Origin of the sequence: Sphingomonas sp. 1F27F7B (assembly GCF_005503355.1) — a bacterium.
In the GTDB taxonomy this organism is placed as follows: domain Bacteria; phylum Pseudomonadota; class Alphaproteobacteria; order Sphingomonadales; family Sphingomonadaceae; genus Sphingomonas.
This window is the reverse complement of the sequence record NZ_SCMK01000032.1, coordinates 23,148-45,520: the sequence shown is the minus strand read 5'-3', so window position 1 is coordinate 45,520 and position 22,373 is coordinate 23,148. Positions and strand designations below refer to the sequence as shown.

The 22,373-nt window shown below is 67.6% G+C and carries 20 protein-coding genes; 18 read left to right on the top strand and 2 right to left on the bottom strand.

The window, feature by feature from the left end:
* Positions 1-701 (top strand): dihydroorotate dehydrogenase (quinone) (gene pyrD, locus FFS08_RS21290; RefSeq protein ID WP_137871856.1); only part of this gene is annotated, 701 nt, incomplete at its 5' end.
* Between the two features lie 85 nt (positions 702-786).
* Here pyrD and FFS08_RS21285 read toward each other — a convergent pair.
* The gene (locus FFS08_RS21285) at positions 787-1,362 is read right to left on the bottom strand and encodes an HdeD family acid-resistance protein (RefSeq protein ID WP_137864497.1); all 576 of its coding nucleotides are present in this window, start codon (positions 1,360-1,362) and stop codon (positions 787-789) included.
* Between the two features lie 163 nt (positions 1,363-1,525).
* On the opposite strand from FFS08_RS21285, the gene ggt reads away from it, so the two are divergent.
* A complete protein-coding gene (gene ggt, locus FFS08_RS21280; RefSeq protein ID WP_137864498.1) occupies positions 1,526-3,244 on the top strand; it encodes a gamma-glutamyltransferase in 1,719 nt (572 codons plus the stop codon).
* Between the two features lie 56 nt (positions 3,245-3,300).
* Positions 3,301-5,082: an AMP-dependent synthetase/ligase gene (locus FFS08_RS21275; protein ID WP_137864499.1), complete on the top strand. Its 1,782-nt coding sequence runs from the start codon at positions 3,301-3,303 to the stop codon at positions 5,080-5,082.
* Positions 5,083-5,221: 139 nt separating this feature from the next.
* On the opposite strand, the gene FFS08_RS21270 is transcribed toward FFS08_RS21275, so the two are convergent.
* On the bottom strand, positions 5,222-8,116 hold the full coding sequence (locus tag FFS08_RS21270; protein WP_137864500.1) for a M16 family metallopeptidase: 2,895 nt from the start codon (positions 8,114-8,116) through the stop codon (positions 5,222-5,224).
* Between the two features lie 224 nt (positions 8,117-8,340).
* Between FFS08_RS21270 and FFS08_RS21265 the strand changes: the two genes are divergently transcribed.
* The 15 genes from FFS08_RS21265 (at position 8,341) to FFS08_RS21195 (ending at position 22,281) form a co-directional block, all read left to right on the top strand.
* Positions 8,341-9,174, top strand: a complete 834-nt coding sequence (locus FFS08_RS21265; RefSeq protein WP_249341248.1) for an aspartyl/asparaginyl beta-hydroxylase domain-containing protein — start codon at positions 8,341-8,343, stop codon at positions 9,172-9,174.
* A 48-nt stretch (positions 9,175-9,222) separates the two neighbouring features.
* Positions 9,223-9,489 (top strand): hypothetical protein, encoded by a 267-nt coding sequence (locus tag FFS08_RS21260; protein WP_249341249.1) that lies wholly within the window; start codon positions 9,223-9,225, stop codon positions 9,487-9,489.
* 221 nt (positions 9,490-9,710) lie between these two features.
* The gene (locus tag FFS08_RS21255) at positions 9,711-10,283 is read left to right on the top strand and encodes a NifU family protein (RefSeq protein ID WP_137864535.1); all 573 of its coding nucleotides are present in this window, start codon (positions 9,711-9,713) and stop codon (positions 10,281-10,283) included.
* A gap of 28 nt (positions 10,284-10,311) precedes the next feature.
* Positions 10,312-10,905, top strand: a complete 594-nt coding sequence (locus FFS08_RS21250) for a malonic semialdehyde reductase (protein WP_137864501.1) — start codon at positions 10,312-10,314, stop codon at positions 10,903-10,905.
* The gene (gene tsaB, locus FFS08_RS21245) at positions 10,835-11,536 is read left to right on the top strand and encodes a tRNA (adenosine(37)-N6)-threonylcarbamoyltransferase complex dimerization subunit type 1 TsaB (RefSeq protein WP_137864502.1); all 702 of its coding nucleotides are present in this window, start codon (positions 10,835-10,837) and stop codon (positions 11,534-11,536) included. Before FFS08_RS21250 ends, tsaB begins: the two co-directional genes overlap by 71 nt.
* Positions 11,533-12,009 (top strand): GNAT family N-acetyltransferase, encoded by a 477-nt coding sequence (locus tag FFS08_RS21240; protein ID WP_137864503.1) that lies wholly within the window; start codon positions 11,533-11,535, stop codon positions 12,007-12,009. The genes tsaB and FFS08_RS21240 overlap by 4 nt, the downstream gene beginning before the upstream one ends.
* 108 nt (positions 12,010-12,117) lie before the next feature.
* Entirely contained in the window at positions 12,118-12,531 is a 414-nt protein-coding gene (locus FFS08_RS21235) for a Ros/MucR family transcriptional regulator (RefSeq protein ID WP_137864536.1), read from the top strand.
* Between the two features lie 136 nt (positions 12,532-12,667).
* Entirely contained in the window at positions 12,668-13,090 is a 423-nt protein-coding gene (locus FFS08_RS21230; RefSeq protein ID WP_137864504.1) for a Fur family transcriptional regulator, read from the top strand.
* Between the two features lie 103 nt (positions 13,091-13,193).
* Positions 13,194-13,973, top strand: a complete 780-nt coding sequence (locus FFS08_RS21225) for a lysophospholipid acyltransferase family protein (RefSeq protein ID WP_137864537.1) — start codon at positions 13,194-13,196, stop codon at positions 13,971-13,973.
* A gap of 150 nt (positions 13,974-14,123) precedes the next feature.
* Positions 14,124-15,467: a tRNA (N6-isopentenyl adenosine(37)-C2)-methylthiotransferase MiaB gene (miaB, locus tag FFS08_RS21220; protein WP_137864505.1), complete on the top strand. Its 1,344-nt coding sequence runs from the start codon at positions 14,124-14,126 to the stop codon at positions 15,465-15,467.
* Between the two features lie 262 nt (positions 15,468-15,729).
* Positions 15,730-16,731 (top strand): PhoH family protein, encoded by a 1,002-nt coding sequence (locus FFS08_RS21215; RefSeq protein ID WP_137864506.1) that lies wholly within the window; start codon positions 15,730-15,732, stop codon positions 16,729-16,731.
* 148 nt (positions 16,732-16,879) lie between these two features.
* Positions 16,880-17,389 (top strand): rRNA maturation RNase YbeY, encoded by a 510-nt coding sequence (gene ybeY, locus FFS08_RS21210; protein WP_137864507.1) that lies wholly within the window; start codon positions 16,880-16,882, stop codon positions 17,387-17,389.
* 9 nt (positions 17,390-17,398) lie between these two features.
* The gene (locus tag FFS08_RS21205; RefSeq protein WP_137864508.1) at positions 17,399-18,307 is read left to right on the top strand and encodes a hemolysin family protein; all 909 of its coding nucleotides are present in this window, start codon (positions 17,399-17,401) and stop codon (positions 18,305-18,307) included.
* Between the two features lie 261 nt (positions 18,308-18,568).
* On the top strand, positions 18,569-20,776 hold the full coding sequence (katG, locus tag FFS08_RS21200; protein WP_137864509.1) for a catalase/peroxidase HPI: 2,208 nt from the start codon (positions 18,569-18,571) through the stop codon (positions 20,774-20,776).
* A gap of 80 nt (positions 20,777-20,856) precedes the next feature.
* On the top strand, positions 20,857-22,281 hold the full coding sequence (locus FFS08_RS21195; RefSeq protein ID WP_137864510.1) for a PQQ-dependent sugar dehydrogenase: 1,425 nt from the start codon (positions 20,857-20,859) through the stop codon (positions 22,279-22,281).
* Positions 22,282-22,373: the final 92 nt, after the last annotated feature.

The following is a 22,373-nucleotide window of genomic DNA, read 5'->3' as shown; positions in this document are numbered from 1 at the left end:
ATCCCCGGCCCCGCCTGTTCCGCCTTCCCGAGGACGAGGCGGTGATCAACCGCATGGGCTTCAACAATGGCGGGATCGACGCGGCCCTGGCGCGCATCGCGAAGCTTGGCCCACGCCGGGGCATGCTCGGCATCAATGTCGGCGCGAACAAGGACAGCACGGACCGCGTCGCCGATTATGCGCTGGGCGTCGGCAAGGCGGCCAATCTTGCCGACTATATCACGATCAACGTCAGTTCGCCCAACACGCCGGGCCTGCGCGATCTCCAGTCGCGCCCCGCGCTCGACGAGTTGCTCGCCGCGAGCCACGCCGCGCGGGGCGAGACGCCGCTGTTCCTCAAGGTCGCGCCCGATCTCGATCGCGCCGGGCTGGAGGGCGCGATCCGGGCGGCGCTCGACAATCGGATCGACGCGCTGATCGTCGCCAACACCACCATCTCGCGCCCGCCGCTCCGCTCGGGCCATGCCGGCGAGACCGGCGGCCTGTCGGGCAAGCCGCTCGCGCCGCTCGCCCGCCAGAAGCTGGCCGAGGCGGCGGAGATCGCCGCAGGCGCGCTGCCGCTAATCTCTGCGGGCGGGATCGACGGGCCGGACGAAGCGAAGCGCCGCATCGACGCGGGCGCCACGCTCGTCCAGATCTATTCGGCGCTGGTGTTCAAGGGGCCGGGCCTGCCCCGCGCCATCGCCCGGGCGCTCGCCTAGGTCGAGAACCCAAACAAGTATCTGATTTTCCTTCGTCATCCCCGCGCAGGCGGGGATGACGGGGTTTGCTGATTGAGGCGCGACCCTAGCCGGCGAGCTTCCGGAGCCGCAGCGCGAGCGCGACATAGGCCGCACCGCCCAGGATCGCGAGCCAGGCGATCAGCCAGACCAGCCCGATCGCGCCCGCGACCGGCCAGGCGAGAAGCATCACGCCGAAGCCGATCGAGACCAGCCCGGCGAGGATCAGGAAGATCTCGCCTTCGATCTCCTTGCGCAGCGCGATCGCGCCGGCGGCCTCCATCACGCCGGTGACGATTGCCCAGGCGGCGATCAGCAGCAGCAGCACCTGCACGGTGATGCCCGGCCAGATGATCGTCAGCAGGCCCGCGGCGATTCCGGCGAGACCGGTGAGTGCCAGCCACCAGCGCGGCGTATCGCCGCTGCGCATGCCGGACAGCGACGCGGCCAGCGCAAACGCGCCGTCGACGAGCGCATAGGCGCCCCAGACCAGCGCCAGGGTGAGCAGGGCGATTCCCGGCCAGAGCAGCGCCAGGATGCCGAAGGCGATGCCGGCGATGCCGCGCAGCAGGAACAGCCACCACCGCTTGCCGAGCGCGCGAAGCAGCGAGGGGGAAGTTGCGAACGTCGAGCCGTCGGTCATGCTAGCCCTCCATGGGGAGCGCGCACCCGTCCGGCATGGGCGGGCACCGGCGCTGCACCGTCCGCCAGATTGCGCCTGGTTATACCCTTGCGCAATCATCCGATCATCCGCCGCCCGACGTAGCGTCTTTGCGCTCCGGCCAAAGCCCGCTACGGCTTGCCGGATGAAGAAGCTGTTCCTGCTGCTCGCCCTTCTCGCCGCTCCCGCCGCGGCTTCCGCCCAGGGTGTGGTGAGCGCGGCCGATCCCCGCGCCGCCGCCGCCGGCACCGAGATCCTCAATGCCGGCGGCAGCGCCACCGATGCCGCGATCGCGACGATGCTCGCGCTGAACGTGGTCGAGCCGCAGAGCGCCGGCATCGGCGGCGGCGCCTTCTTCCTTCAATATGACGTGAAGACCGGCAAGATCGCCACGGTCGACGGGCGCGAGGCAGCGCCGATGGCCGCGGACGATCGCTGGTTCTATGGCCCGGACGGCCAGCCGCTCGGCCATATGGCGGCGGTGCCGGGCGGGCGCAGCGTCGGCGTGCCGGGCACGCTGCGCGCGATGGCGAAGGCGCATGCCCGCGCCGGCAAGCTGCCCTGGGCGCGGCTGTTCGATCCGGCGATCCGGCTGGCGCGCGAGGGCTTCGACGTCTCGCCCCGGCTCGCGAACGCGCTGCGCAACTATGCGCCGCACGTCGATGCCGGCGTCCGCGCGATCTATTACCAGGCCGACGGCAAGCCGCTGGCGGCCGGCGCGCACGCGACCAATCCGCAGCAGGCCGCGCTGCTCGAGCGCGTCGCGAAGTTCGGCCCCGACAGCTTCTATGTCGGCCCGCAGGCGGAGAAGCTGGTCGCGACGGTCAACGGCGCGGCGCGCAACCCGTCGAAGATGACCGTCGGCGACCTTGCCGCCTATGACGCCAAGGAGCGGCCGGTGCTGTGCAGCAAGTACCGCGCCTACAAGATCTGCTCGATGGGCCCGCCCTCGTCGGGCGGCGTCACCGTGATGATGATCCTCGCCCAGCTCGAGCGGTTCGACATGGCGAAGCTCGGCAAGGACAATCCGGTCGCCTGGCACCTGTTCGCCGAGAGCTCGCGCCTCGCCTATGCCGATCGCGACCTCTATGTCGGCGATCCCGACTATGTGCAGGTGCCGATCGCCGGCCTGCTCGACCGCGGCTATCTCGCCGGCCGCTCGGCGCTGATCCATCCGGACGGCACCATGGCCCAGGTGCGGGCCGGCACCCCGCCGGGCGCGCCGAAGCGCATCGCGGTCAAGCCGCAGGAAGTGCCGGGCACCACCTCGCTCTCGGTGGTCGACAAGGCCGGCAATGTCGCCCAGGTGACCACCACGATCGAAGGCGCCTTCGGCTCGGGCCTGTCGGTGGACGGCACGATGCTCAACAACGAGCTCACCGATTTCGACATCGTGCCGGAGAAGGACGGCTATCTCGTCGCCAATCGCGTCGAGGGCGGCAAGCGCCCGCGCAGCTCGATGGCGCCGACGATCGTCTATGGCCCGGACGGCAAGGTCCGCATCGCGATCGGCGCGGCGGGCGGCTCGACGATCATCGCCCAGGTCGCCAAGGCGCTGGTCGGCGTGATCGACTGGAAGCTCTCGGCGCAGGATGCGATCGGCCTCGGCCTGCTCTATGCGCCCGGCCCCATGGCAGTCGCGGAAAGGGGCACCCAGCTCGACGCGATGGTCCCGGCGCTCCAGGCGCTGGGCGAGAAGGTGCAGTCGGCCCCGCTGGGGCTCAAGATGAACGCGGTCGAGCGCGTCGGGGGCCGCTGGACCGGCGGCGCCGATCCGCGCAGCGAGGGCGTCGTGATGGACCAACAGGGCCACATGACCGTTATCAGCCGTGTGGGCGCGCAGCCGAACCGGCCGTCGGAATAACGTCGGGGAAGAGGCGGGACGCTCCAGGAAAGGGGCGCCCGAACTGGGGAGAGGGAATGCGTAGGCTCGAACGGTTTGAGAACCTGGTCCAGATGTTCTTCGCGCGGGCGAAGGAAAAGGGCGACGCGCCCTTCCTCTGGCACAAGGCGGAGGGGAAATGGCAGCCGACCAGCTGGGCCGATGCGGCCCGCCAGGTGGCGAGCCTGTCGGCGGCGCTCACCGCGCTCGGCCTGAAGCGCGGCGACCGGGTGATGCTCGTCTCGGAGAATCGCCCGGAATTCTGCATCAGCGACCTGGCGATCATGGCAGCCGGGTGCGTGACCGTGCCCACCTACACGACCAATACCGAGCGCGACCACCAGCACATCATCGAGAATTCGGGCGCCTGCGCGATCATCGTCTCGAACACCAAGCTGGCCAAGACATTGCTCCCGGCCGCGATTCGCTCCTCCTCGGCCCGGATGGTGATCGGCATCGAGGAACTGCGCGTCGCCCAGCAGGGCAGCCTGGAATTCCATGACTGGCGCGGGCTGATCGCCAGGCACGACACCGATCCGCGCGGCCTTTCCTGTACGTTCCGCCGCGAGGACCTGGCCTGCATCATCTACACCAGCGGCACGGGGGGAAGCCCCCGCGGGGTGATGCAGCACCACGGCGCGATCCTGCACAATGTCGAGGCGTGCTGCGCGCTGATCAGCGAGGATTTCGGCTGGGACGACGAGGTGTTCCTCTCGTTCCTGCCGCTCAGCCACGCCTATGAGCATACCGGGGGCCAGCATTTCCCGATCGGGCTCGGCGCGCAGATCTATTATTCCGAGGGGCTGGAGAAGCTCGCCTCGAACATCGAGGAAGTGCGCCCGACGATCATGGTCGTCGTGCCGCGCCTGTTCGAGGTGCTGCGCACGCGCATCGTCAAGCAGGTGGAGAAGCAGGGCAATTTCGCCAATTTCCTGCTCGACAAGGCCGTGGCGATCGGCGGCCGCAAGGCGGCGGGCACCGGCCGCTTCTCGGATCTGCCGATGAACCTGTTCCTCGGCGCCACCTTGAAGCCAAAGCTCGCGAGGAAATTCGGCGGGCGGATCAAGGCGATGGTCTCGGGCGGCGCGCCGCTCAATCCGGAAGTCGGCATCTTCTTCCAGAGCCTCGGCCTCACGTTCCTCCAGGGCTATGGCCAGACCGAGGCGGCGCCGGTGATCTCGTGTAACCGGCCCAAGGCCGGGCTCAAGATGGACACGGTCGGCCCGCCGCTCGAGGGCGTCGAGGTGCGCATCGCCGACGATGGCGAGATCCTGGTTCGCGGCGAGCTCGTGATGCACGGCTATTGGCGCAACGAAGCGGAGACGAAGCGCGTCCTGCGCGATGGCTGGCTCTATACCGGCGACATCGGCCATATCGACGAGAAGGGCCGGATCAAGATCACCGACCGCAAGAAGGACATCATCGTCAACGACAAGGGCGACAATGTCGCGCCGCAGAAGGTGGAGGGCATGCTCACCTTGCAGCCCGAGATCGTCCAGGCGATGATCGCCGGCGACAAGAAGCCCTATATGTCGGCGGTGATCGTCCCCGATCCGGAATGGACCGCCGAATGGTGCGCCCGAACCGCCACCAAGTGCGACTTCAGGGAACTCGCGCACGATCCCGACTACAAGGCGGCGCTGGGCCAGGCGGTGGAGCGCGTGAACAAGGACCTGTCGGTGATCGAGCGGGTGCGCAAGTTCCTGGTCGCCGACGAGCCGTTCACGATCGAGAACGAGCAGCTCACGCCGAGCCTCAAGATCCGCCGGCATGTGCTGAAGGCGGTCTATGGCGAGCGACTGGACGGGTTGTACCGGTAAGGAACGCACCGCTGCGGCTTCGCTCTCCCCTTCCCCGCCTTCGCGGGAAGGACGAAGCGGACGGAACGGTGCGGACAAACAAAAAGGCCGGGGCTGCCACCCCGGCCTTTTCCGTTTCCTATAGAGCGGGCCCGAAGCCTCACTTCTTTTCCGGCACCACCTTGAGCGTCCAGTCCCTGTCTGGGCGGAGATACTTCATCGCCAGCCCCTGCACGTCCTGGGGCGTCACGCGCGAATAGTCCTGGGCCAGCGTCTCGACGCCGGCGATCCGCGCGGGATCATGGGTGCCGCCCTCGACCAGGCGCATCCAGAACATGTTGCCCGAGGACATGCGCAGGATCTGCTGCTTGAGCGGCGTGAGCGCGCGATTGAGCTCGTCCATGTCGATCGGCTTGGCGACCAGATCCGCCGCGATCGCCCGCGACAGCTCGAAGAAGAAATCGACCTTGTCGGGGGGCACCATGCCCAGCGCCATGATCTTGCCGCCCGTCGGCAGGCCCTGGGGCCACTGGCTCGCCACCTGGGGCGAATAGCTCACGCCCGCCTGGCTGCGCAGCTGGTCGAGCAGCCGGTCGCGGAACACTGCGGCCAGCACCTCGAGCTTGCGGCTCTCGGTGATGCCGCCATTCTCGGTGCCGCCGCCGGTCGGCCAGGCGATCACCGCCGCGGCCTGGTTGGGCTGGCCCTTGTGGAACAGCGTCACCGGCGTGGCGACGTGCGCGGGGAACTCGACCGGCGCAAGCGGCGCCTTGCTCGCCGTGCGCGGCTTCAACGCGCCGAAAGTGGCGGCCACGGCCTTCACCGTCGCCTCGGCGTCCATGTCGCCGAACACTTCGACTTCGATCGGACCGGTCGCCAGCAGCGGCTCCCAGAACTTGCGGAAGCTCTCCGGCGTGGTCTCGCGGATCGTCGCCTCGGCCGGCACGCCCCAGCGCGGATCGCCATTGTGGAGCAGCCGCTCCAGGTCGCGATTCAGCACTGCGTCGGGCGAGGCCGAGAGGCCGGCATAGCCCGACAGGATGCCCGCCTTGGCGCGCAGCACCGGATTGGGATCCCAGCCCGGCGCGGCAAGCTTCGCGGCGAGCAGCTTGAGCTGGTCGGACAGATCCTCCTTGGTGGTCTGCCCCTTCAGGACGAAGGCATCATCGTCGACGTCGAAATCGGCGCCGATCTGGCGGCGGCCGGTGAGCGCGTCGAGCTCTTCCTGGCCATATTTGCCGATGCCGCTGGCGACGAGCGCCGGCTCGCCGGCCCAGGCCGGATTCCGGCCCTTGTTCGGCAGGCCCGAAAGCCCGCGGCCGAAGCGCACATTGACATAGACCTTGCCGGTTTCCGACGGGTCCTGGCGGATCAGCAGCGTCACTCCGTTCGCGAAGGCGAGCTTCTCGATGCCGGTGCCCGGCAGAATCTGCTCGCGGCTCGCCACCTTGCCCGGAACGCCGAGCTTCGGCAGCGCCGCGAAACTGACATTGCCGACCAGCTTGCGCTTGCCGTTCGCAGCGACATTGGCCTCGAGCGCGGATGCCACCTTGGTGGTGATCGCCGGATCGGGTGTGTGCAGGTTGACGATCGCGCGCGTCGCGGTGCCTTCGAACACCTTCTTCGACGACGCCAGCACCGTGGTCGGCGTGAACATCTTGCCGTCCACCGCGCCCTTGAAGATCGCGTAGGAGAATTCGGGCGTCGTCACTGTCTCGTTGATGTCGACTGCCTCGGCCAGGTCATCGGCCAGCTTGGCGCCCGCTTCCACCGGCGCGGTGTTGATCCGCTGCTTCATCGACGCTTCGATCTCGGCGACTTCGCGGTCGATCTCGGCCTGGGTGGGCGGCGTCGCCTGGGCGTCGGCAATCACTGCGCGCACGTCGCGCAGCGCCGCTTCCCAGTCGTCGCCCACCGGCAGCACCTGCACGGTGGTGATGTTCGCCGAGCGGCCGATATCGCTCAGGTCGGCGCCCGCCGCGATGAAGGTGCCGCCGGAGCGAGCCCGCGTCTCGAGCCTGCGGTTGATGATGCGGATCGCGACCAGGTCGATCATCCGCTTCTGGTTGAAGATCACCGTGTCGCCGTCGACGGTCCAGGGGCGCACGATCGCCATGGTGGTGAGCACCGGCAACGCAGGCTCGACGATGCTGGCGGCGACCGGCTTGCCCTCGACCGGCTTGCCGAAATCGGGAGTCGGCACCACCGGGCCGGTACCCTTCCAGTCCGAGAAATGCTTGACGATCATCTGCTCTAGCAGCGCCGGATCGACGTCACCGATCGCGATGATCGTCGCGCGCTCAGGGCGATACCAGCGCTCGTGAAAGGCCTGTACCGTCTCCGGCGTGGCGCGGGTGAGCGTCTCGACCGTGCCGATCGGCTCGCGCTGCGACAGCGGCTGGCCGGCGAACATCAGGTCGAGCATCGCGTCCTGCAAGCGCACCTGCGGCCCAGGCTGCTCGCGCTGTTCGGCAAGCACCACCGGCCGCTCGGAATCGAGGATCTTCTGGGTGATCTGCGGACCGGACATCATGCCGGCCAGGATCTTGAAGCTCTCGTCCAGCCCGGCGGGCGTCGCCATGGGCAGGTCGAGCTTGTAGGTGGTCGCAGTGAAGGTCGTGCTTGCGTTCGAGTCGGAGCCGAAGGTCACGCCCAGGCGCTGCCAGATGCGCTTCGATTCGCCGTCGGGCACGTGCACCGATCCGCGGAACGAGAGGTGCTCGAGCAAGTGCGCGAAGCCCCGCTCGCTATCCTGCTCCATCAGCGAGCCGACATCCATGCGCACCCGCACCGAGACCTGGCCCGGCGGCACGCCATTCTTGCGCACGGCATAACGCACCCCGTTGGAAAGCCGTCCGAATTTCCATGCATCGTCATGGACCAGGTCGCTCTTCTCGTAGAGCCAGGGATCCTTGGCGGTCTGCACCGGCCGCCCCACCGTCTTGGTATCGGGCACCCCCGGCGGATTGGTATTCTGCTGGGCCTGTACCGGCAGCACCGGAGCGAGCGAGGCAAGGGCGAGAAGCGCGAGAGGCGCGCGCAGGAAGAAATGCATAGTCCGTCCATCTAGGGGCGAAGGCCCGGGCATGCCAGCGCGAACCTTTCCCCCAGATGTACGCGCCGGACACGAAGCGGCACCTGCGCGCCGCAGCGGGGCCATGTTTTCGACCCATCCAAAGGCTAATCGGAGCGGAGCGGGCGAGTCCCGCAGTCGAATAGGCAGCGTAACCAGCAAGGTCAGGTGCAGTGAAGGTCGAGCCGAGTGCGCGGGGCAGCGCAATGTGGCGGGACGCGGACGAAGTCGAAACCGCCGCGGCACGGGAAATGATTCCCGATCTCACGCGCATGTCCGGGGCCGCGATGCCGGATGCGCTGCTGCGGGCGGACGGCAACCGGCCTTTCCTGATCAAATATGGCAAGCATCTGCGCGGCGCCTTCGACCGGTTCATCGCCCGCTTCTCGCTCGCCTCGAACGAACCGGTGCTCGACGTGCGCGACTTCGCCTGGACCGAGGCACTGCGCGCCAACTGGCAGGCGATCCGCGCCGAGGCGATCGCCGCCGCCCTCGAACGCCACCCTGCCCCTTCGCTCTCGGTGATCTCGCCCGATCACCGCGCGATCGCGCCGCCGGGCAAGTGGCGCAGCTATTTCCTCTACGGCTATGGCTATCTCGTGCGGGAGAATCTCGATCGCTGCCCCGAGACGACTCGACTGGTCGAGGCGATTCCCGGCCTCAACAGTGCCTTCTTCTCGATCCTCGCGCCGGGCACGCACATCCCGGCGCATCGCGGCGTCACCAAGGGGCTGATCACCTGCCATCTCGGCCTGATCGTGCCGCGCGACGGCGATGTGCGCATGCGGGTCGGCGATCGTATCCTGCGCTGGGCGGAGGGCCAGACATTGGTGTTCGACGACACCTATGATCACGAGGTCTGGAACGACACGAGCGGCACCCGTGTCGTGCTGCTCATCCAGTTCCGCCGGCCGCTCCGCCAGCCGGGCAAATGGTTCGTCGACCGGTTCCTGGCCTGGATCCGCGGCTCCGCCTTCGTACAGGAAGCGCGCGTGAACCTGAGCCGCTGGAACGCGGCAATGCAGGCGCTCGACGATTGATTTGCGCGCGGCGCGGGCCCACATGGCCGAACGAAGGAGCTGCCGCAAATGGCTATCAACCACGCCAAGGCCTGGGCCGAATTCCGCCGGATGATCGCCTGGATCGCGCTTGCGGGCGTGCTGATGGTCGCCGGCGCGCTCTGGTATCTCTCGCTCTACGACGCACTCTATCCCTCGGCCGTCCTCGCCACGATCGGCGGCGTGTTCCTTTCCACGCTGCTCGGCTGCGGCCTGTTCGCCGCCGCCTTCTTCAGTGACAAGAGCGGCCACGACCAGAGCGTGACCGACGCGACACGGCACGAGGACGACGACTAGGTTGAGAACCCAGGCGAGTATCTGATTTTCCTCCGTCATCCCCGCCTTGTGCCGGGATCCCGCTTCCTCCTCTGCCGCCAAGGCGGCGGCCCCCGGCTCAAGGCCGGGGTGAAGAGGGAAGAATATAAGGCCTCAGCCCAGGCGCAGCGCTTCCCCATCGGAAACCTTTCGTTTCGCCCTTCCGGCTTGATCCCCGCCGCCCGAGCGCCCAAATGGCGGCCATGTTGATCGAGACCGAAGCCACGCCCAATCCGGCGACGCTCAAATTCCTTCCGGGCCGCACCGTGATGGACGCAGGCACGCGCGACTTCGCAAGCCCGGAGGAAGCCGAGGCTTCGCCGCTCGCCGAGGCGCTGTTCGGCCTGGGCGACGTGACCGGCGTGTTCTTCGGCCGCGACTTCATTTCGGTGACCGTCGCGCCCGGCGCCGAATGGCGCGACGTGAAGCCCGACGTGCTCGGCATCCTGCTCGATCACTTCGCGGCGAACATGCCGCTGTTCCACGCGGCAGCGGCCGGCTTCAGCGTGCCGGCCGAGAGCCAGGATTTCGGCGACGCTCCCGAAGATGCGGAAATCGTCGCGCAGATCAAGGAACTGATCGAGACGCGCGTGCGCCCCGCCGTCGCCAATGACGGCGGCGACATCGTCTATCGCGGCTTCGATGCCGGCAAGGTCTATCTCCAGATGCAGGGCGCCTGTTCGGGCTGCCCGTCCTCGACCGCCACGCTCAAGAACGGCATCGAGCAGCTGCTCAAATATTACGTCCCCGAAGTCACCGAAGTCCGGGCCGTCTGAGCCCAATCGCCCAAGAAAGGACTGGAACATGGCCCAACCGCTCGACGACGCGGCGCTGGACACGATCTTCCGTACCGCGCGCACCTATAACGGCTATACCGACGCGCCGGTGACCGAAGCCGATATCCGCAGCATCTACGGCCTGCTCAAGATGGGGCCCACCTCGGCCAACAACCAGGCCGCGCGCTTCGTGTGGCTGACCACGCCGGAGGCCAGGGAAAGGCTCGCGGCGCTGTCGAGCAGCACCAATGCCGACAAGATCCGCAAGGCGCCGGCCGCGGTGATCATCGGCATGGACCTCGCCTTCAACGAGCAGCTGCCCTGGCTCTTCCCGCACGCGCCGACCGCCAAGGACTGGTTCCCCACCGAGGAGAGCCGCTATACGACGGCCTTCCGCAACTCGTCGCTCCAGGGCGCGTATCTGCTGATCGCCGCTCGCGCGCTCGGCTTCGACACGGGCCCGATGTCGGGTTTCGACAACGCGAAGGTTGACGAAGCCTTTTTTGCGGACCAGCCCAGCGTGAAGTCCAACTTCATCTCGACCCTGGGACATGGCGACCCCTCCACCATCTTCGATCGACTCCCGCGACCTGAATTCGAGCAGTTCAATCGCGTCCTCTGACCTGACTCTCGTCATCGAGACCGCGACCGCCGCCTGTTCGGTCGCGCTGCTCGACGGGGCGAGCGTGGCCGCCGCCGCCCATGCGGTCGTGGGGCGCGGCCATGCCGAGCGACTGGTGCCGATGATCGCGTCGCTGCCGGGCCAGGGCCGGGCGGCGCGGATCCTCGTCGATGTCGGCCCCGGCAGCTTCACCGGCGTGCGCGTGGGTCTCGCCGCCGCGCTCGGCCTGTCGATCGGCTGGGGCGCGGAGGTGCGCGGCTATTCGTCGCTTGCGCTCGTCGCCGCGGCGGGCTTCGCCGCCGATCCGGCGATCGCCAGCCTTGCCGTGGTGCTCGAAGGCGGGCACGGTGAAGTATTCATGCAGGCGTTCCATTCCCAGCCGTTGCGCGAAGACGGGCCGTTCCGCTCGCTCCCTCCCGCCGCTGCCCTCGCCGCGCTCGAAGGGCGCCCGGCCTTTGGCAGCGGCGTCCGTCACCTGATCCCGCTGGCCGAAGGGCTCGATCTGCGCGAGGCGCTGCCCGCCGCGGCCGACGCCCGGCTGCTCCCGGGCGATTTCACGCTGCTCCCCTCCCGCCCGGTCTATGGCCGCGCGCCCGATGCCAGAACGCTCGCCGAACGGGGCCTGGCATGAGCGGCGCGATCAATCTGGTCGAGCTGCGCGAAGGCGGGCCGCACGATCTGCAAAGCGTCAATCGCATCATGCAGGAAGCCTTCGATCCGCGCTTTGGCGAGGCCTGGACCAGTGCCCAGTGCCTGGGCATGCTCTCGCTTCCCGGCGTATGGCTGGTGGTGGCAAGCATCGACGGAGAGGATGCCGGCTTTGCCCTTGCCCGCGCTGTCGTCGACGAAGCCGAACTGCTGCTGCTCGCCACTCGCCCCGCCGCACGCCGTCGCGGCGTGGCCGGCGCGCTGCTTCGCGCAGTGATCGAGGAAGCCCGTGGCCGCGGTGTCGCGCGCCTCCATCTGGAGGTGCGTTCAGGAAACGATGCCGTCTGGCTCTACCGTCGCGAAGGCTTCGAAAAGGTCGCCGAACGCAGAGACTATTATCGAGGACGTAGCGGGCAGTTGTTCGATGCCCATACCTATGCGCGGAACCTGACGTGAGACTTACGGATATCTGCAAATATGGTCTTGCGTTTGCTCCAAAATGGTCCGATAGGGTGGCACCGGGCGATGAGTCATAGTCGTCCTCGCCGGGTCGAAAGGAAAAAAATGGAAACGCAAGCCGAGATTGATGAAACGCTGGTCACGCTGACGGCGGATATTGTTGCAGCACATGTCAGCAACAATAGCGTGTCGGTTTCCGACCTTCCGACTCTCATCCAGAACGTGCATGGCGCGCTCTCGGGTCTTGGCCGCGCTGCTGCCGAGCCGGAAGTGAAGCAGGAGCCTGCCGTTTCCATTCGCGCCTCGGTGAAGCCCGACTACATCGTGTGCCTCGAGGACGGCAAGAAGCTCAAGATGCTGAAGCGCCACCTGATGACGCACTATCAGATGACGCCGGAGCAGTATCGCGCCAAGTGGAACCTGCCGGCCGACTATCCGATGGTCGCCCCGAATTACGCCGAGCAGCGCCGCAGCCTGGCGAAGAAGATCGGCCTGGGCACCAAGCGCCGCAAGCGCTGAGCCCCGACGCACCGAAATCGCAAGGGCCGGTCCGGATCGCTCCGGGCCGGTCTTTTCGTTGCACGCGCCTTTTCTCCGCCCCAGTTTTCTCCGCCCCAGTCTTCCAACTTCGATGCACCCACGCTACATCGCGCCCATGGGCCGTAAGATCGATCTCGAAGCGCTCTGCCACGAGAAGGGGCTGCGCATCACCGAACAGCGCAAGGTGATTGCGCGCGTCCTCTCCGATGCGGAGGATCATCCCGACGTCGAGAAAGTCTATGAGCGCGCTTCGGCGATCGATCCGGGCATCTCGATCGCCACGGTCTATCGCACCGTGCGCCTGTTCGAAGAAGCGGGCATCCTCGATCGCCATGATTTCGGCGACGGCCGCGCCCGGTACGAGCCTTCGCCCGAAGCGCATCATGATCATCTGATCAACGTCGAGACCGGCGAAGTGATCGAGTTCGTCGATCCCGAATTGGAACAGTTGCAGAAGCAGATCGCCGAGCGACTCGGCTTCCGTCTGGTCGATCACCGCATGGAGCTCTACGGCGTCGCGCTCGACCGCAAGAGCTGAGGTGCCGGGCGCGGGCGAGACGCGGGAGCAGCGCGCCGCGCGCCGGCGCGAGGAAGCGATCCAGGGCCACGACACCCTGCTCACGCCAGCCGAGCATTGCCGCATGTGGCTGCGCGTCGCGATGCTGGTCGTAGCGCTGCTGCTGCTCGTGCCCCTGCACTATCTTTTCCGGCTGGTCCGCCTGCCCTCGCCCTGGCCGCGCTATTTCCTGTCGGCGGCCGCGCGGATCTGCGGCGCGCGCATCCACCGCGTCGGCACGCATCTGAAGCGCGACGTCTTCTACATCTCCAACCATCTCAGCTGGATCGACATCCTCGCGCTGGGCGGCGCCAGCGGCACCGCCTTCATCGCCAAGGCCGAGATCGAGCGCGCGCCAGTGGTCGGCTGGCTCGCCGGATTGAACCGTACCGTCTATGTCAAGCGCGAGAACCGCCTGGGCGTCGCCGAGCAGATCAACGAGCTGCGCGACGCGCTGGCCGAGACCTGGGCAATCACCGTATTCCCCGAAGGCACCACCACCGACGGCAAGTCCCTCCTTCCCTTCAAGACGCCGATGCTGCGCGTGCTCGAGCCGCCGCCGCCCGGCGTGATGGTGCAGCCGGTGATGCTCCATTATGGCGCGGCGGCGGACGACATCTGCTGGATCGGCCAGGAACGCGGGCTCAACAACGCCCGGCGCGTGCTGGGCCGCAAGGGCAGCTTCCGGCTGGACGTGCATTTCCTCGAGCCCTTCCACCCGCGCGACTTTCCCGGCCGCAAGGTGATCGCCGCCGAGAGCCGCCGCCGGATCGAGACGGCGCTGGTCGAGGTGCTCGGCCACCCCCTGCGCACCTTCCGCTTCGCCGAGGATCCGATCGGCTATCGGCCGAAGCCGGGGGCCTGATCCTTCCCGCAAGGGAAGGGATCGAGGGGGAGCCTGGCGATACCGAAGCCGCACGGGATCATGCCGTATCGCGCGCATCGAATCGCCCCGGCCTCTCCCGTCCAGTGAGGGGCTTAATGTTGTCGACTTTCGCAGCTATAGCCCCGCCCGATGAACGCCCCCCGGAATCCCAAGGCCAATCCCAAGACCTTCCACGTCAAGTCGTTCGGCTGCCAGATGAACGTCTATGACGGCGAGCGCATGGCCGAGTTGATGGCCGCGCAGGGCATGACCGCGACTGCCGAGGCGGATGGCGCCGACCTGATCGTGCTCAACACCTGCCACATCCGCGAAAAGGCGACCGAGAAAGTCTTCTCGGACATCGGCCGCCTGCGCAAGCACGCCGCCGAAGCCGATCGGCCTGCTCCGATGATCGCAGTCGCCGGCTGCGTCGCCCAGGCCGAAGGCGAGGAGATCGTCCGCCGCGCGAAGGTCGACGTCGTGGTCGGCCCGCAGGCCTATCACAACCTCCCCGAGCTGGTCGCCAAGGCGGCCGAGGGCGCCTCCGCGCTCGACACCGACATGCCCGCGATCAGCAAGTTCGGCGCGCTCCCGAAGCGCCGCAAGGTCGGGCCCACCGCCTTCCTCACCGTGCAGGAAGGCTGCGACAAGTTCTGCACCTATTGCGTCGTGCCCTATACTCGCGGCGCCGAGATCAGCCGCCCCTTCGCCGAGCTGGTCGACGAGGCCAGGGCGCTGGTCGATGCCGGCGCGCGCGAGATCACCTTGCTCGGCCAGAACGTCAACGCCTGGGACGACGAGGCCGGCACCGGCCTGCACGGCCTGATCCGCGCGCTCGACCGAATCGAGGGCCTGGCGCGCATCCGCTACACCACCAGCCACCCCAACGACATGCGCGAGGGCCTGATCCGCGCCCATGCCGAAGTGGAAAAGCTGATGCCCTTCCTCCACTTGCCGGTGCAGGCGGGCAGCGACCGCATCCTCAAGGCGATGAACCGCAGCCACAGCCGCGATTCCTATCTCAAGATCCTCGACCGCGTCCGTGCCGCCCGGCCCGACATCGCGCTGTCTGGCGACTTCATCGTCGGCTTCCCGGGCGAGACCGACGCCGAGTTCGAGGAGACGCTGAGCCTGGTCGACGCCGTGGGCTACGCGCAATGCTTCAGCTTCAAGTACAGCCCGCGTCCCGGCACTCCGGCGGCGGAGATGAGCGACGCGTTCGTGCCGGCGGCGGTGATGGACGAGCGCCTGCAGCGCCTGCAGGCCGCGCTCAACCGCGACCAGCTCGCCTTCAACCGGGCGACCGCCGGCAAGAGCTGCCAGGTGCTGATCGAGCGCCAGGGCAAGCTGCCTGGCCAGATGCTCGGCAAGTCGCCCTGGCTCCAGTCGGTATATCTGGATACCGATGCCGGGATCGGCGACATGGTCGACGTGGAGATCGCCGAGGGCTTCGCCAATTCGCTCAGCGGCATGGAGAAACAGCCGGCGGCATGAGGCTTGCCCCGGCCGCGGCGGAGCGGGATCGGCGAAGCGTTGCGCCCGCGACACGGCGAGGCCGCCAAGCGCCCGGCCGCCGCTTTCCCCCTGTCCAAGTTGGAATTCCTCTGCCACTCTCCCCATATCGCATGCGCCAGGGAACCGCCCGCATCGTCTTCGCTTTGACACGCAGCGCCTCTACGCGCGCCGGACGAGCGATGTCCGCGCGCACGCGCGGGACCGTCAAGAGAGTCAACATTTTTCAGCCGCAAGGAGCCGCATGAGCCGCAAGCCTGTCCCCGCCCAAACCGGCGAACGCTCCCGCGTGGAGGTGAATTTCGACAAGCCCCAGCTCCTTCCCCAGCTCTTCGGCGAGTTCGACAGCAACATACTTGCCCTGGAGGAGCGGCTCGGCGTCTATATCCATGCCCGCGGCCAGCGCGTGCAGATCGAAGGCTCGGCCGAAGCCGTCGCCCATGCCCGCGAAGTGCTGCAGGAGCTCCACGCCCGCGTCATCCGCGGCGAGGAAGTCGATACGGGGCTGATCGACGCGGTGATCGCCATGTCGAGCGAGCCGACGCTCACCGGCATCATCAAGGCGGACAACGGCAATGCCCCGCCGCCGATCATGATCCGCACGCGCAAGAAGACGATCGTGCCGCGCTCGGTGGCGCAGACGCAATATATGCGCGCGCTCGTCTCGAACGACATGATCTTCGCGCTGGGGCCCGCAGGCACCGGCAAGACCTATCTCGCCGTGGCCCAGGCGGTGGCGCAGCTGATCACCGGCAGCGTCCAGCGGCTGATCCTGTCGCGCCCCGCAGTCGAGGCCGGCGAGCGGCTGGGCTTCCTGCCCGGCGACATGAAGGAAAAGGTCGACCCCTATCTCCGCCCGATCTACGACGCGCTCTACGACTGCCTGCCCGCCGAGCAGGTCGAACGGCGCATCGCCAGCGGCGAGATCGAGATCGCCCCGATCGCCTTCATGCGCGGCCGCACCCTTGCCGATGCCTTCGTCATCCTCGACGAGGCGCAGAACACCACGCCGGCGCAGATGAAGATGTTCCTCACCCGCTTCGGCCAGAATAGCCGGATGGTGATCTGCGGCGACCCGAACCAGGTCGACCTGCCCGGCGGCCCGCCCGCCTCGGGCCTGAACGACGCGGTGCGGCGGCTCGAGGGCGTGGAGGGCATCGCCTTTTCGCGCTTCTCGGCGGCAGACGTGGTCCGCCACCCGATCGTCGGCCGGATCGTGGAGGCCTATGAGGGGCCGAATGCGTGATGCCTTCCTGATCCTCCCCGGCACGGGGAGGGGGACCAGCCACAGGCTGGTGGAGGGGGCTCTCCACCAGGGACTTCGCTTGCGGAGCCCCCCCTCCACCACGCCGCTTCGCGACGCGGTCCCCCTCCCCGTTCCGGGGAGGATCTAGATGCTTGACGTTGCCGCCCTGGTCGAATCCCCCTGGCCGGACGCGGACTGGGAAACTCTCGCCAACCGCGCCGCCGCGGCCGCGCTCCGCCAGACGCCGTTCCTCGAATGGCTGGACCACCCCGCGACGATCGAAGTCGCGGTGCGCTTCACCTCGGATGCCGAGGTCCATGTCCTCAACCGCCAGTATCGCGGCAAGGACAAGCCGACCAACGTGCTCTCCTTCCCGATGATCCAGCCGGACCTGATGGAAGCAGTCACCGAGAACAGCGATGACGGCGAAGTGCTGCTGGGCGACATCGTCCTTGCGCACGGCATCTGCGCCGCCGAGGCGCTGGAGCGCCGGGTCGCCGTCGAGGACCATGCCACGCACCTGATTGTCCACGGCCTGCTGCATTTGCTAGGCTATGACCATATGGACGATGCCGAAGCCGAGGCGATGGAGGAAATGGAGCGCGCCGCGCTTCGCACGCTCGGCCTGCACGACCCCTATCTGATACGCGAGGATTGAACACCGAACATGCCCGAGGGCCCTAGTAGCAACGGCAACGGAGACAGCCACGAAGGTGGCGGAATATGGCGCGGCATCCGCACCCTCCTGTTCGGTGACGACCAAGAAGAAACGCTGCGCGACCGCATCGAGGACGCAATCGACGAGCATGACGAGGGCGGTCGCGCGCCGGCGGGCGACCTTGCCCCGATCGAGCGCCAGATGCTGCGCAACCTGCTCCATTTCGGCGAGCGCGACGCCGGCGATGTCGGCGTGCCGCGCGCGGACATCATCGCGGTCGAGGAGGGCACCAGCTTCACCGATCTGGTGAAGCTGTTCGAGGATGCCGGCCACAGCCGCCTGCCCGTCTATCGCGAAGAGCTCGATACGATCATCGGCATGGTCCACATCAAGGACGTGTTCAACATCCTGGCCAGCGGCGCGCCGCACCCCGCCAGCATCGCCGGCCTGATCCGCCAGCCGCTCTACGTGCCGCAGTCGATGGGCGCACTCGATCTTCTCGCCCAGATGCGCCTGCGCCGCACCCATCTCGCCATCGTGCTCGACGAATATTCAGGCACCGAGGGCCTGATCACCATCGAGGACCTGATCGAGGAAATCGTCGGCGAGATCGAGGACGAGCATGACGAAGCGCCGACCGCGCTGCTCGTCCCGATCGAGGGCGGCGGCTGGGACGCCGATGCCCGCGCCGAGCTGGAGGATGTCGCCGACACGGTCGATCCGCGCCTGGGCGAAGTCGATGGCGACGTCGACACGCTGGGCGGGCTCGCCTTCGTGCTCGCCGGCCATGTGCCCGAAGCGGGCGAGTGCCTGGAGCATGGCAGCGGCTGGAAGCTCGAGATCGTCGAGGCCGATCCCAAGCGCGTGACCCGGCTGCGACTGCATCCGCCTGCCGAGAAGTCGTTGGTGGAGGAATAGGCAGCCGCCGCCCCCCCCCCGGCGAAGCGCTCCCCTCTCTTCCAGCGAGGGGAGCGGGCATGACGTCGTCCGCGAGGAGAGCATGCCGGGCATTCCGCGCTTCGCTGCGCATGACAACCACATGTCGTAAAAATCACCCGGTCGATCACTGACCGCGATCTAATCCATTTCTACGATCACTACCCTCCGGTTAGCTTCCTCCGGACTCAGGCAAGCCCCTGGCTTCCAGAGCGACCAAGCAATCGAGAGGAGTCGACCCCCATGGACGCACCGACCACCGGCAGCCCCTTAAGCGATCCGTCGAAGGAGCCCGCCGCGCTCAGGACCCTGCTGGGCCGGACCAATCGCGATTGGTGGCCCGAACAGCTCAGCCTGGACATCCTTACCCAGGGCGGCGTCTCGTCCAATCCCTATGGCGATGACTTCGATTATCGCGCCGCCTTCAACAGCCTCGATTACTGGGCGCTCAAGAAGGACCTGACTGCGCTGATGACCGACAGCCAGGCCTGGTGGCCGGCCGATTACGGGCATTACGGCCCCTTCTTCATCCGCATGGCCTGGCACTCGGCCGGCACCTATCGCACCGGCGACGGCCGTGGCGGCTCGTCCTCGGGCTCGCAGCGCTTCGCCCCGCTCAACAGCTGGCCGGACAATGGCAATCTCGACAAGGCCCGCCGCCTGCTTTGGCCGATCAAGCAGAAATACGGCGCCAATATCAGCTGGGCGGACCTGTTCATCTTGACCGGCAATGTCGCGATCGAGTCGATGGGCGGCCCCACCTTCGGCTTCTCCGGCGGCCGCGAGGATATTTTCGAGCCCGAGCGCGACATCTATTGGGGCACCGAGGAACAATGGGTCGGCCATCCCGACAACAAGACGCGCATCGACGATGAGGCGGGGATGGCGCTCGAGGAGCCGCTCGCCGCGATCCAGATGGGCCTGATCTACGTCAATCCCGAAGGGCCGGGCGGCAAGCCCGACACCAAGGGCTCGGCGCGCGACCTGCGCCGCACCTTCGCCAACATGGCGATGAACGACGAGGAGACTGCGGCGCTCACCGCCGGCGGCCACACTTTCGGCAAGGCGCATGGCGCGGGCGATGCGAAGCATGTCGGCCGCGAGCCCGAGGCCGCGGGCATGGCCTCGATGGGCCTGGGCTGGATCTCGACGCACGAGACCGGGATGGGCGACCACACGATCACCTCGGGCATCGAAGGCGCCTGGACGCCTACGCCGACGAAATGGGACATGACCTATTTCGACATGCTGCTCGACCATGAATATGAGCTGGTGAAGAGCCCGGCGGGCGCCAAGCAGTGGCAGCCGGTCGGCAATCCCGAGGAGACGCTCGCACCGGCGGCGCACACGCCGGGCAAGAAGGTCCCGACGATGATGACCACCGCGGACAAGGCGTTCAAGGACGACGCCGATTACCGCGCGATCCTGGAGAAGTTCCGCAGGGATCCGGCCTATTTCGCCGACGCCTTCGCCCGCGCCTGGTTCAAGCTGACGCACCGCGACATGGGGCCGAAGTCTCGCTATCTCGGGCCGGAGGTGCCGCAGGAGGACCTGATCTGGCAGGACCCGATCCCGGCCGGCACGCCGCTCTCGGGCGGCGACGTCGCCGCGCTCAAGGGCAAGATCGCCGCTTCGGGCCTGACCGTGCAGCAGCTGGTCAAGACCGCCTGGGCCTCGGCCTCGACCTATCGCGGGTCGGACCGTCGCGGCGGCGCCAATGGCGCGCGCATCCGCCTCGCCCCGCAGAAGGACTGGGACGTCAACGAGCCGGCCGAGCTCGCCAAGGTGCTCGAGGTGTATGAGGGCATCCGGGCCGATTTCGGCGGCAACGTCAGCATCGCCGACCTGATCGTCCTGGGCGGCAATCTCGGCGTCGAGCAGGCGGCCAAGGCTGCCGGCCACAATGTCGCGGTGCCCTTCACGTCCGGCCGCGGCGACGCGACCGACGCCCAGACCGATGCCGAGAGCTTCGACGTGCTCCAGCCGCGCGCGGACGGCTTCCGCAACTATCTGTCGGTGCGCTTCAGCGTGCCGACCGAAGAGCTGATGGTCGATCGCGCCCAGCTGCTCGGCCTGTCGGCGCCCGAGATGACGGTGCTCGTCGGCGGGCTGCGCGTGCTCGGCGCCAACCATGCCAAGGCGGGCAAGCACGGCCAGTTCACCGATCGGCCCGGCCAGCTGACCAACGACTTCTTCGTCAACATCCTCGACATGGGGACGGTGTGGAAGGAGATCGACGAGACCGCCGACGAGGAATTCGCCGGCACCGATCGCGCTAGCGGCGCCAGGAAGTGGACCGCATCGCGCACCGATCTGGTGTTCGGCTCCAACTCGCAGCTCCGCGCGATCTCGGAAGTCTATGCCGAGGCCGGCGGTGGCGACCGGTTCGTACAGGACTTCGTCGCCGCCTGGGCCAAGGTGATGAACGCGGACCGCTTCGACCTGAAATGACCATCCGGTTCCTCCCCGAGCCTGTCTCGGGGAGGAATTAGGCGATTGGCTTAGGCCCGCCCGCCCCCTATCCTCCCGCCATGCTCAAGCGGATCCTCATCGTCCTGGCCATCCTCGCGGTGGCGCTCATCGCCCTCTTCATCTGGGCCACGCGCCCCGATGTCGCCAAACTCCCGGAACAGGCCGTCACCGGCGTGGTCCCGCAGCTGAGCGAGGCCCGCTACCAGGATATTCCGACGATCCGCATCGCCAAGCCGGTGGGCTGGGCGAACGGCGCCAAGCCGAACGCTCCCGAGGGCCTCAAGGTGGAGCCCTTCGCCGACAAGCTCGATCATCCGCGCTGGCTCTATCGCCTGCCCAATGGCGACGTGCTGGTCGCCGAGACCAATTCGCCTCCGCGCGAAGGCGGCGGCATCACCGGCTGGATCATGGGCATATTGATGAACCGCGCCGGCGCGGGCGTGCCCTCGGCCAATCGCATCACGCTGCTGCGCGACACCAATGGTGACGGCATCGCCGACCAGCGCTCGACTCTGCTCGAAGGGCTCAACTCGCCGAGCGGCATGGCCCTGGTCGGCGACTGGCTCTACGTCGCCAATACCGACGCGCTCGTCCGCTTCCCCTACAAGGCAGGCGACACGAAGATCACCGCCAAGCCGGAGAAGATCGTCGACCTGGCCGGCGGCGGCAATCACTGGGCGCGCAACATCCTCGCCTCGCCCGACGGCAAGCGCATCTATGTCGCCGTCGGCTCCTCCTCGAACATCGCGGAGAACGGGCTCGACAAGGAAGGCGACATCTACGCCGCCGATACGCCCTTCCAGGTCGCGAAGCAGCTCGACGCCGCCAAGCGCACCCGCGCCGCGATCCTCGAGGTGGTGCCCGAAACCAAGTCGTCGCGCGTCTTTGCCTGGGGCCTGCGCAACCCGAACGGCATGGCCTTCGAGCCGCATACGGGCAATTTGTGGACCGTCGTCAACGAGCGCGACATGCTCGGCTCGGACATGCCGCCCGACTATCTCACCCAAGTCGATTTCGGCGCCTTCTATGGCTGGCCGTGGAATTACTGGGGCGGCTATGTCGACAAGCGCGTGACGCCCGAGCGGCCGGACCTGCGCGAATATACCAAGCGGCCCGACTTCGCGCTGGGCGCCCATACCGCCCCGCTCGGCCTCGCCTTCGCAGCCGACGCCAAGCTCGGCGGCAAGTTCGTCAACGGCGCCTTCGTGGCACTGCACGGCTCGTGGAACCGCGAGCCGCCCTCGGGCTACAAGCTCGTCTTCGTGCCCTTTGGCGACAATGGCTATCCGCTCAAGAGCGCCAAGCCGATCGACCTGCTCACCGGCTTCCTCGGCAAGGACGGCAAGACGGTAAACGGCCGCCCGGTCGGCGTGATCACCGATGCCGGCGGCGCGCTGCTGGTGGCGGACGATGTCGGCAACATGATCTGGCGCGTGAGCGGCACCGCAGGCGCACCGATCGCCGGAGCACCTGCCGCCAAGTAGAACGGCCGCATGTCCGAGCTGCGGCGGCGTCACGGCTTGCAATGCGGATGCGCCTGCTTGCCTCGCACGGTCCGACCTGGTGCCCGCCGCTC

Excerpts from the sequence above, each read along its gene's own strand:
- miaB (WP_137864505.1), top strand. The coding sequence starts at position 14,124 with ATGAACGCCCCCCGGAATCCCAAGGCCAATCCCAAGACCTTCCACGTC.
- FFS08_RS21265 (WP_249341248.1), top strand. The coding sequence starts at position 8,341 with ATGTGGCGGGACGCGGACGAAGTCGAAACCGCCGCGGCACGGGAAATG.
- FFS08_RS21255 (WP_137864535.1), top strand. The coding sequence starts at position 9,711 with ATGTTGATCGAGACCGAAGCCACGCCCAATCCGGCGACGCTCAAATTC.
- katG (WP_137864509.1), top strand. The coding sequence starts at position 18,569 with ATGGACGCACCGACCACCGGCAGCCCCTTAAGCGATCCGTCGAAGGAG.
- FFS08_RS21250 (WP_137864501.1), top strand. The coding sequence starts at position 10,312 with ATGGCCCAACCGCTCGACGACGCGGCGCTGGACACGATCTTCCGTACC.
- FFS08_RS21285 (WP_137864497.1), bottom strand. The coding sequence starts at position 1,362 with ATGACCGACGGCTCGACGTTCGCAACTTCCCCCTCGCTGCTTCGCGCG.
- FFS08_RS21270 (WP_137864500.1), bottom strand. The coding sequence starts at position 8,116 with ATGCATTTCTTCCTGCGCGCGCCTCTCGCGCTTCTCGCCCTTGCCTCG.
- FFS08_RS21205 (WP_137864508.1), top strand. The coding sequence starts at position 17,399 with ATGCCCGAGGGCCCTAGTAGCAACGGCAACGGAGACAGCCACGAAGGT.
- FFS08_RS21240 (WP_137864503.1), top strand. The coding sequence starts at position 11,533 with ATGAGCGGCGCGATCAATCTGGTCGAGCTGCGCGAAGGCGGGCCGCAC.
- FFS08_RS21230 (WP_137864504.1), top strand. The coding sequence starts at position 12,668 with ATGGGCCGTAAGATCGATCTCGAAGCGCTCTGCCACGAGAAGGGGCTG.
- FFS08_RS21195 (WP_137864510.1), top strand. The coding sequence starts at position 20,857 with ATGCTCAAGCGGATCCTCATCGTCCTGGCCATCCTCGCGGTGGCGCTC.
- FFS08_RS21275 (WP_137864499.1), top strand. The coding sequence starts at position 3,301 with ATGCGTAGGCTCGAACGGTTTGAGAACCTGGTCCAGATGTTCTTCGCG.
- FFS08_RS21235 (WP_137864536.1), top strand. The coding sequence starts at position 12,118 with ATGGAAACGCAAGCCGAGATTGATGAAACGCTGGTCACGCTGACGGCG.
- tsaB (WP_137864502.1), top strand. The coding sequence starts at position 10,835 with ATGGCGACCCCTCCACCATCTTCGATCGACTCCCGCGACCTGAATTCG.
- ggt (WP_137864498.1), top strand. The coding sequence starts at position 1,526 with ATGAAGAAGCTGTTCCTGCTGCTCGCCCTTCTCGCCGCTCCCGCCGCG.
- FFS08_RS21215 (WP_137864506.1), top strand. The coding sequence starts at position 15,730 with ATGAGCCGCAAGCCTGTCCCCGCCCAAACCGGCGAACGCTCCCGCGTG.
- FFS08_RS21225 (WP_137864537.1), top strand. The coding sequence starts at position 13,194 with ATGTGGCTGCGCGTCGCGATGCTGGTCGTAGCGCTGCTGCTGCTCGTG.
- ybeY (WP_137864507.1), top strand. The coding sequence starts at position 16,880 with ATGCTTGACGTTGCCGCCCTGGTCGAATCCCCCTGGCCGGACGCGGAC.
- FFS08_RS21260 (WP_249341249.1), top strand. The coding sequence starts at position 9,223 with ATGGCTATCAACCACGCCAAGGCCTGGGCCGAATTCCGCCGGATGATC.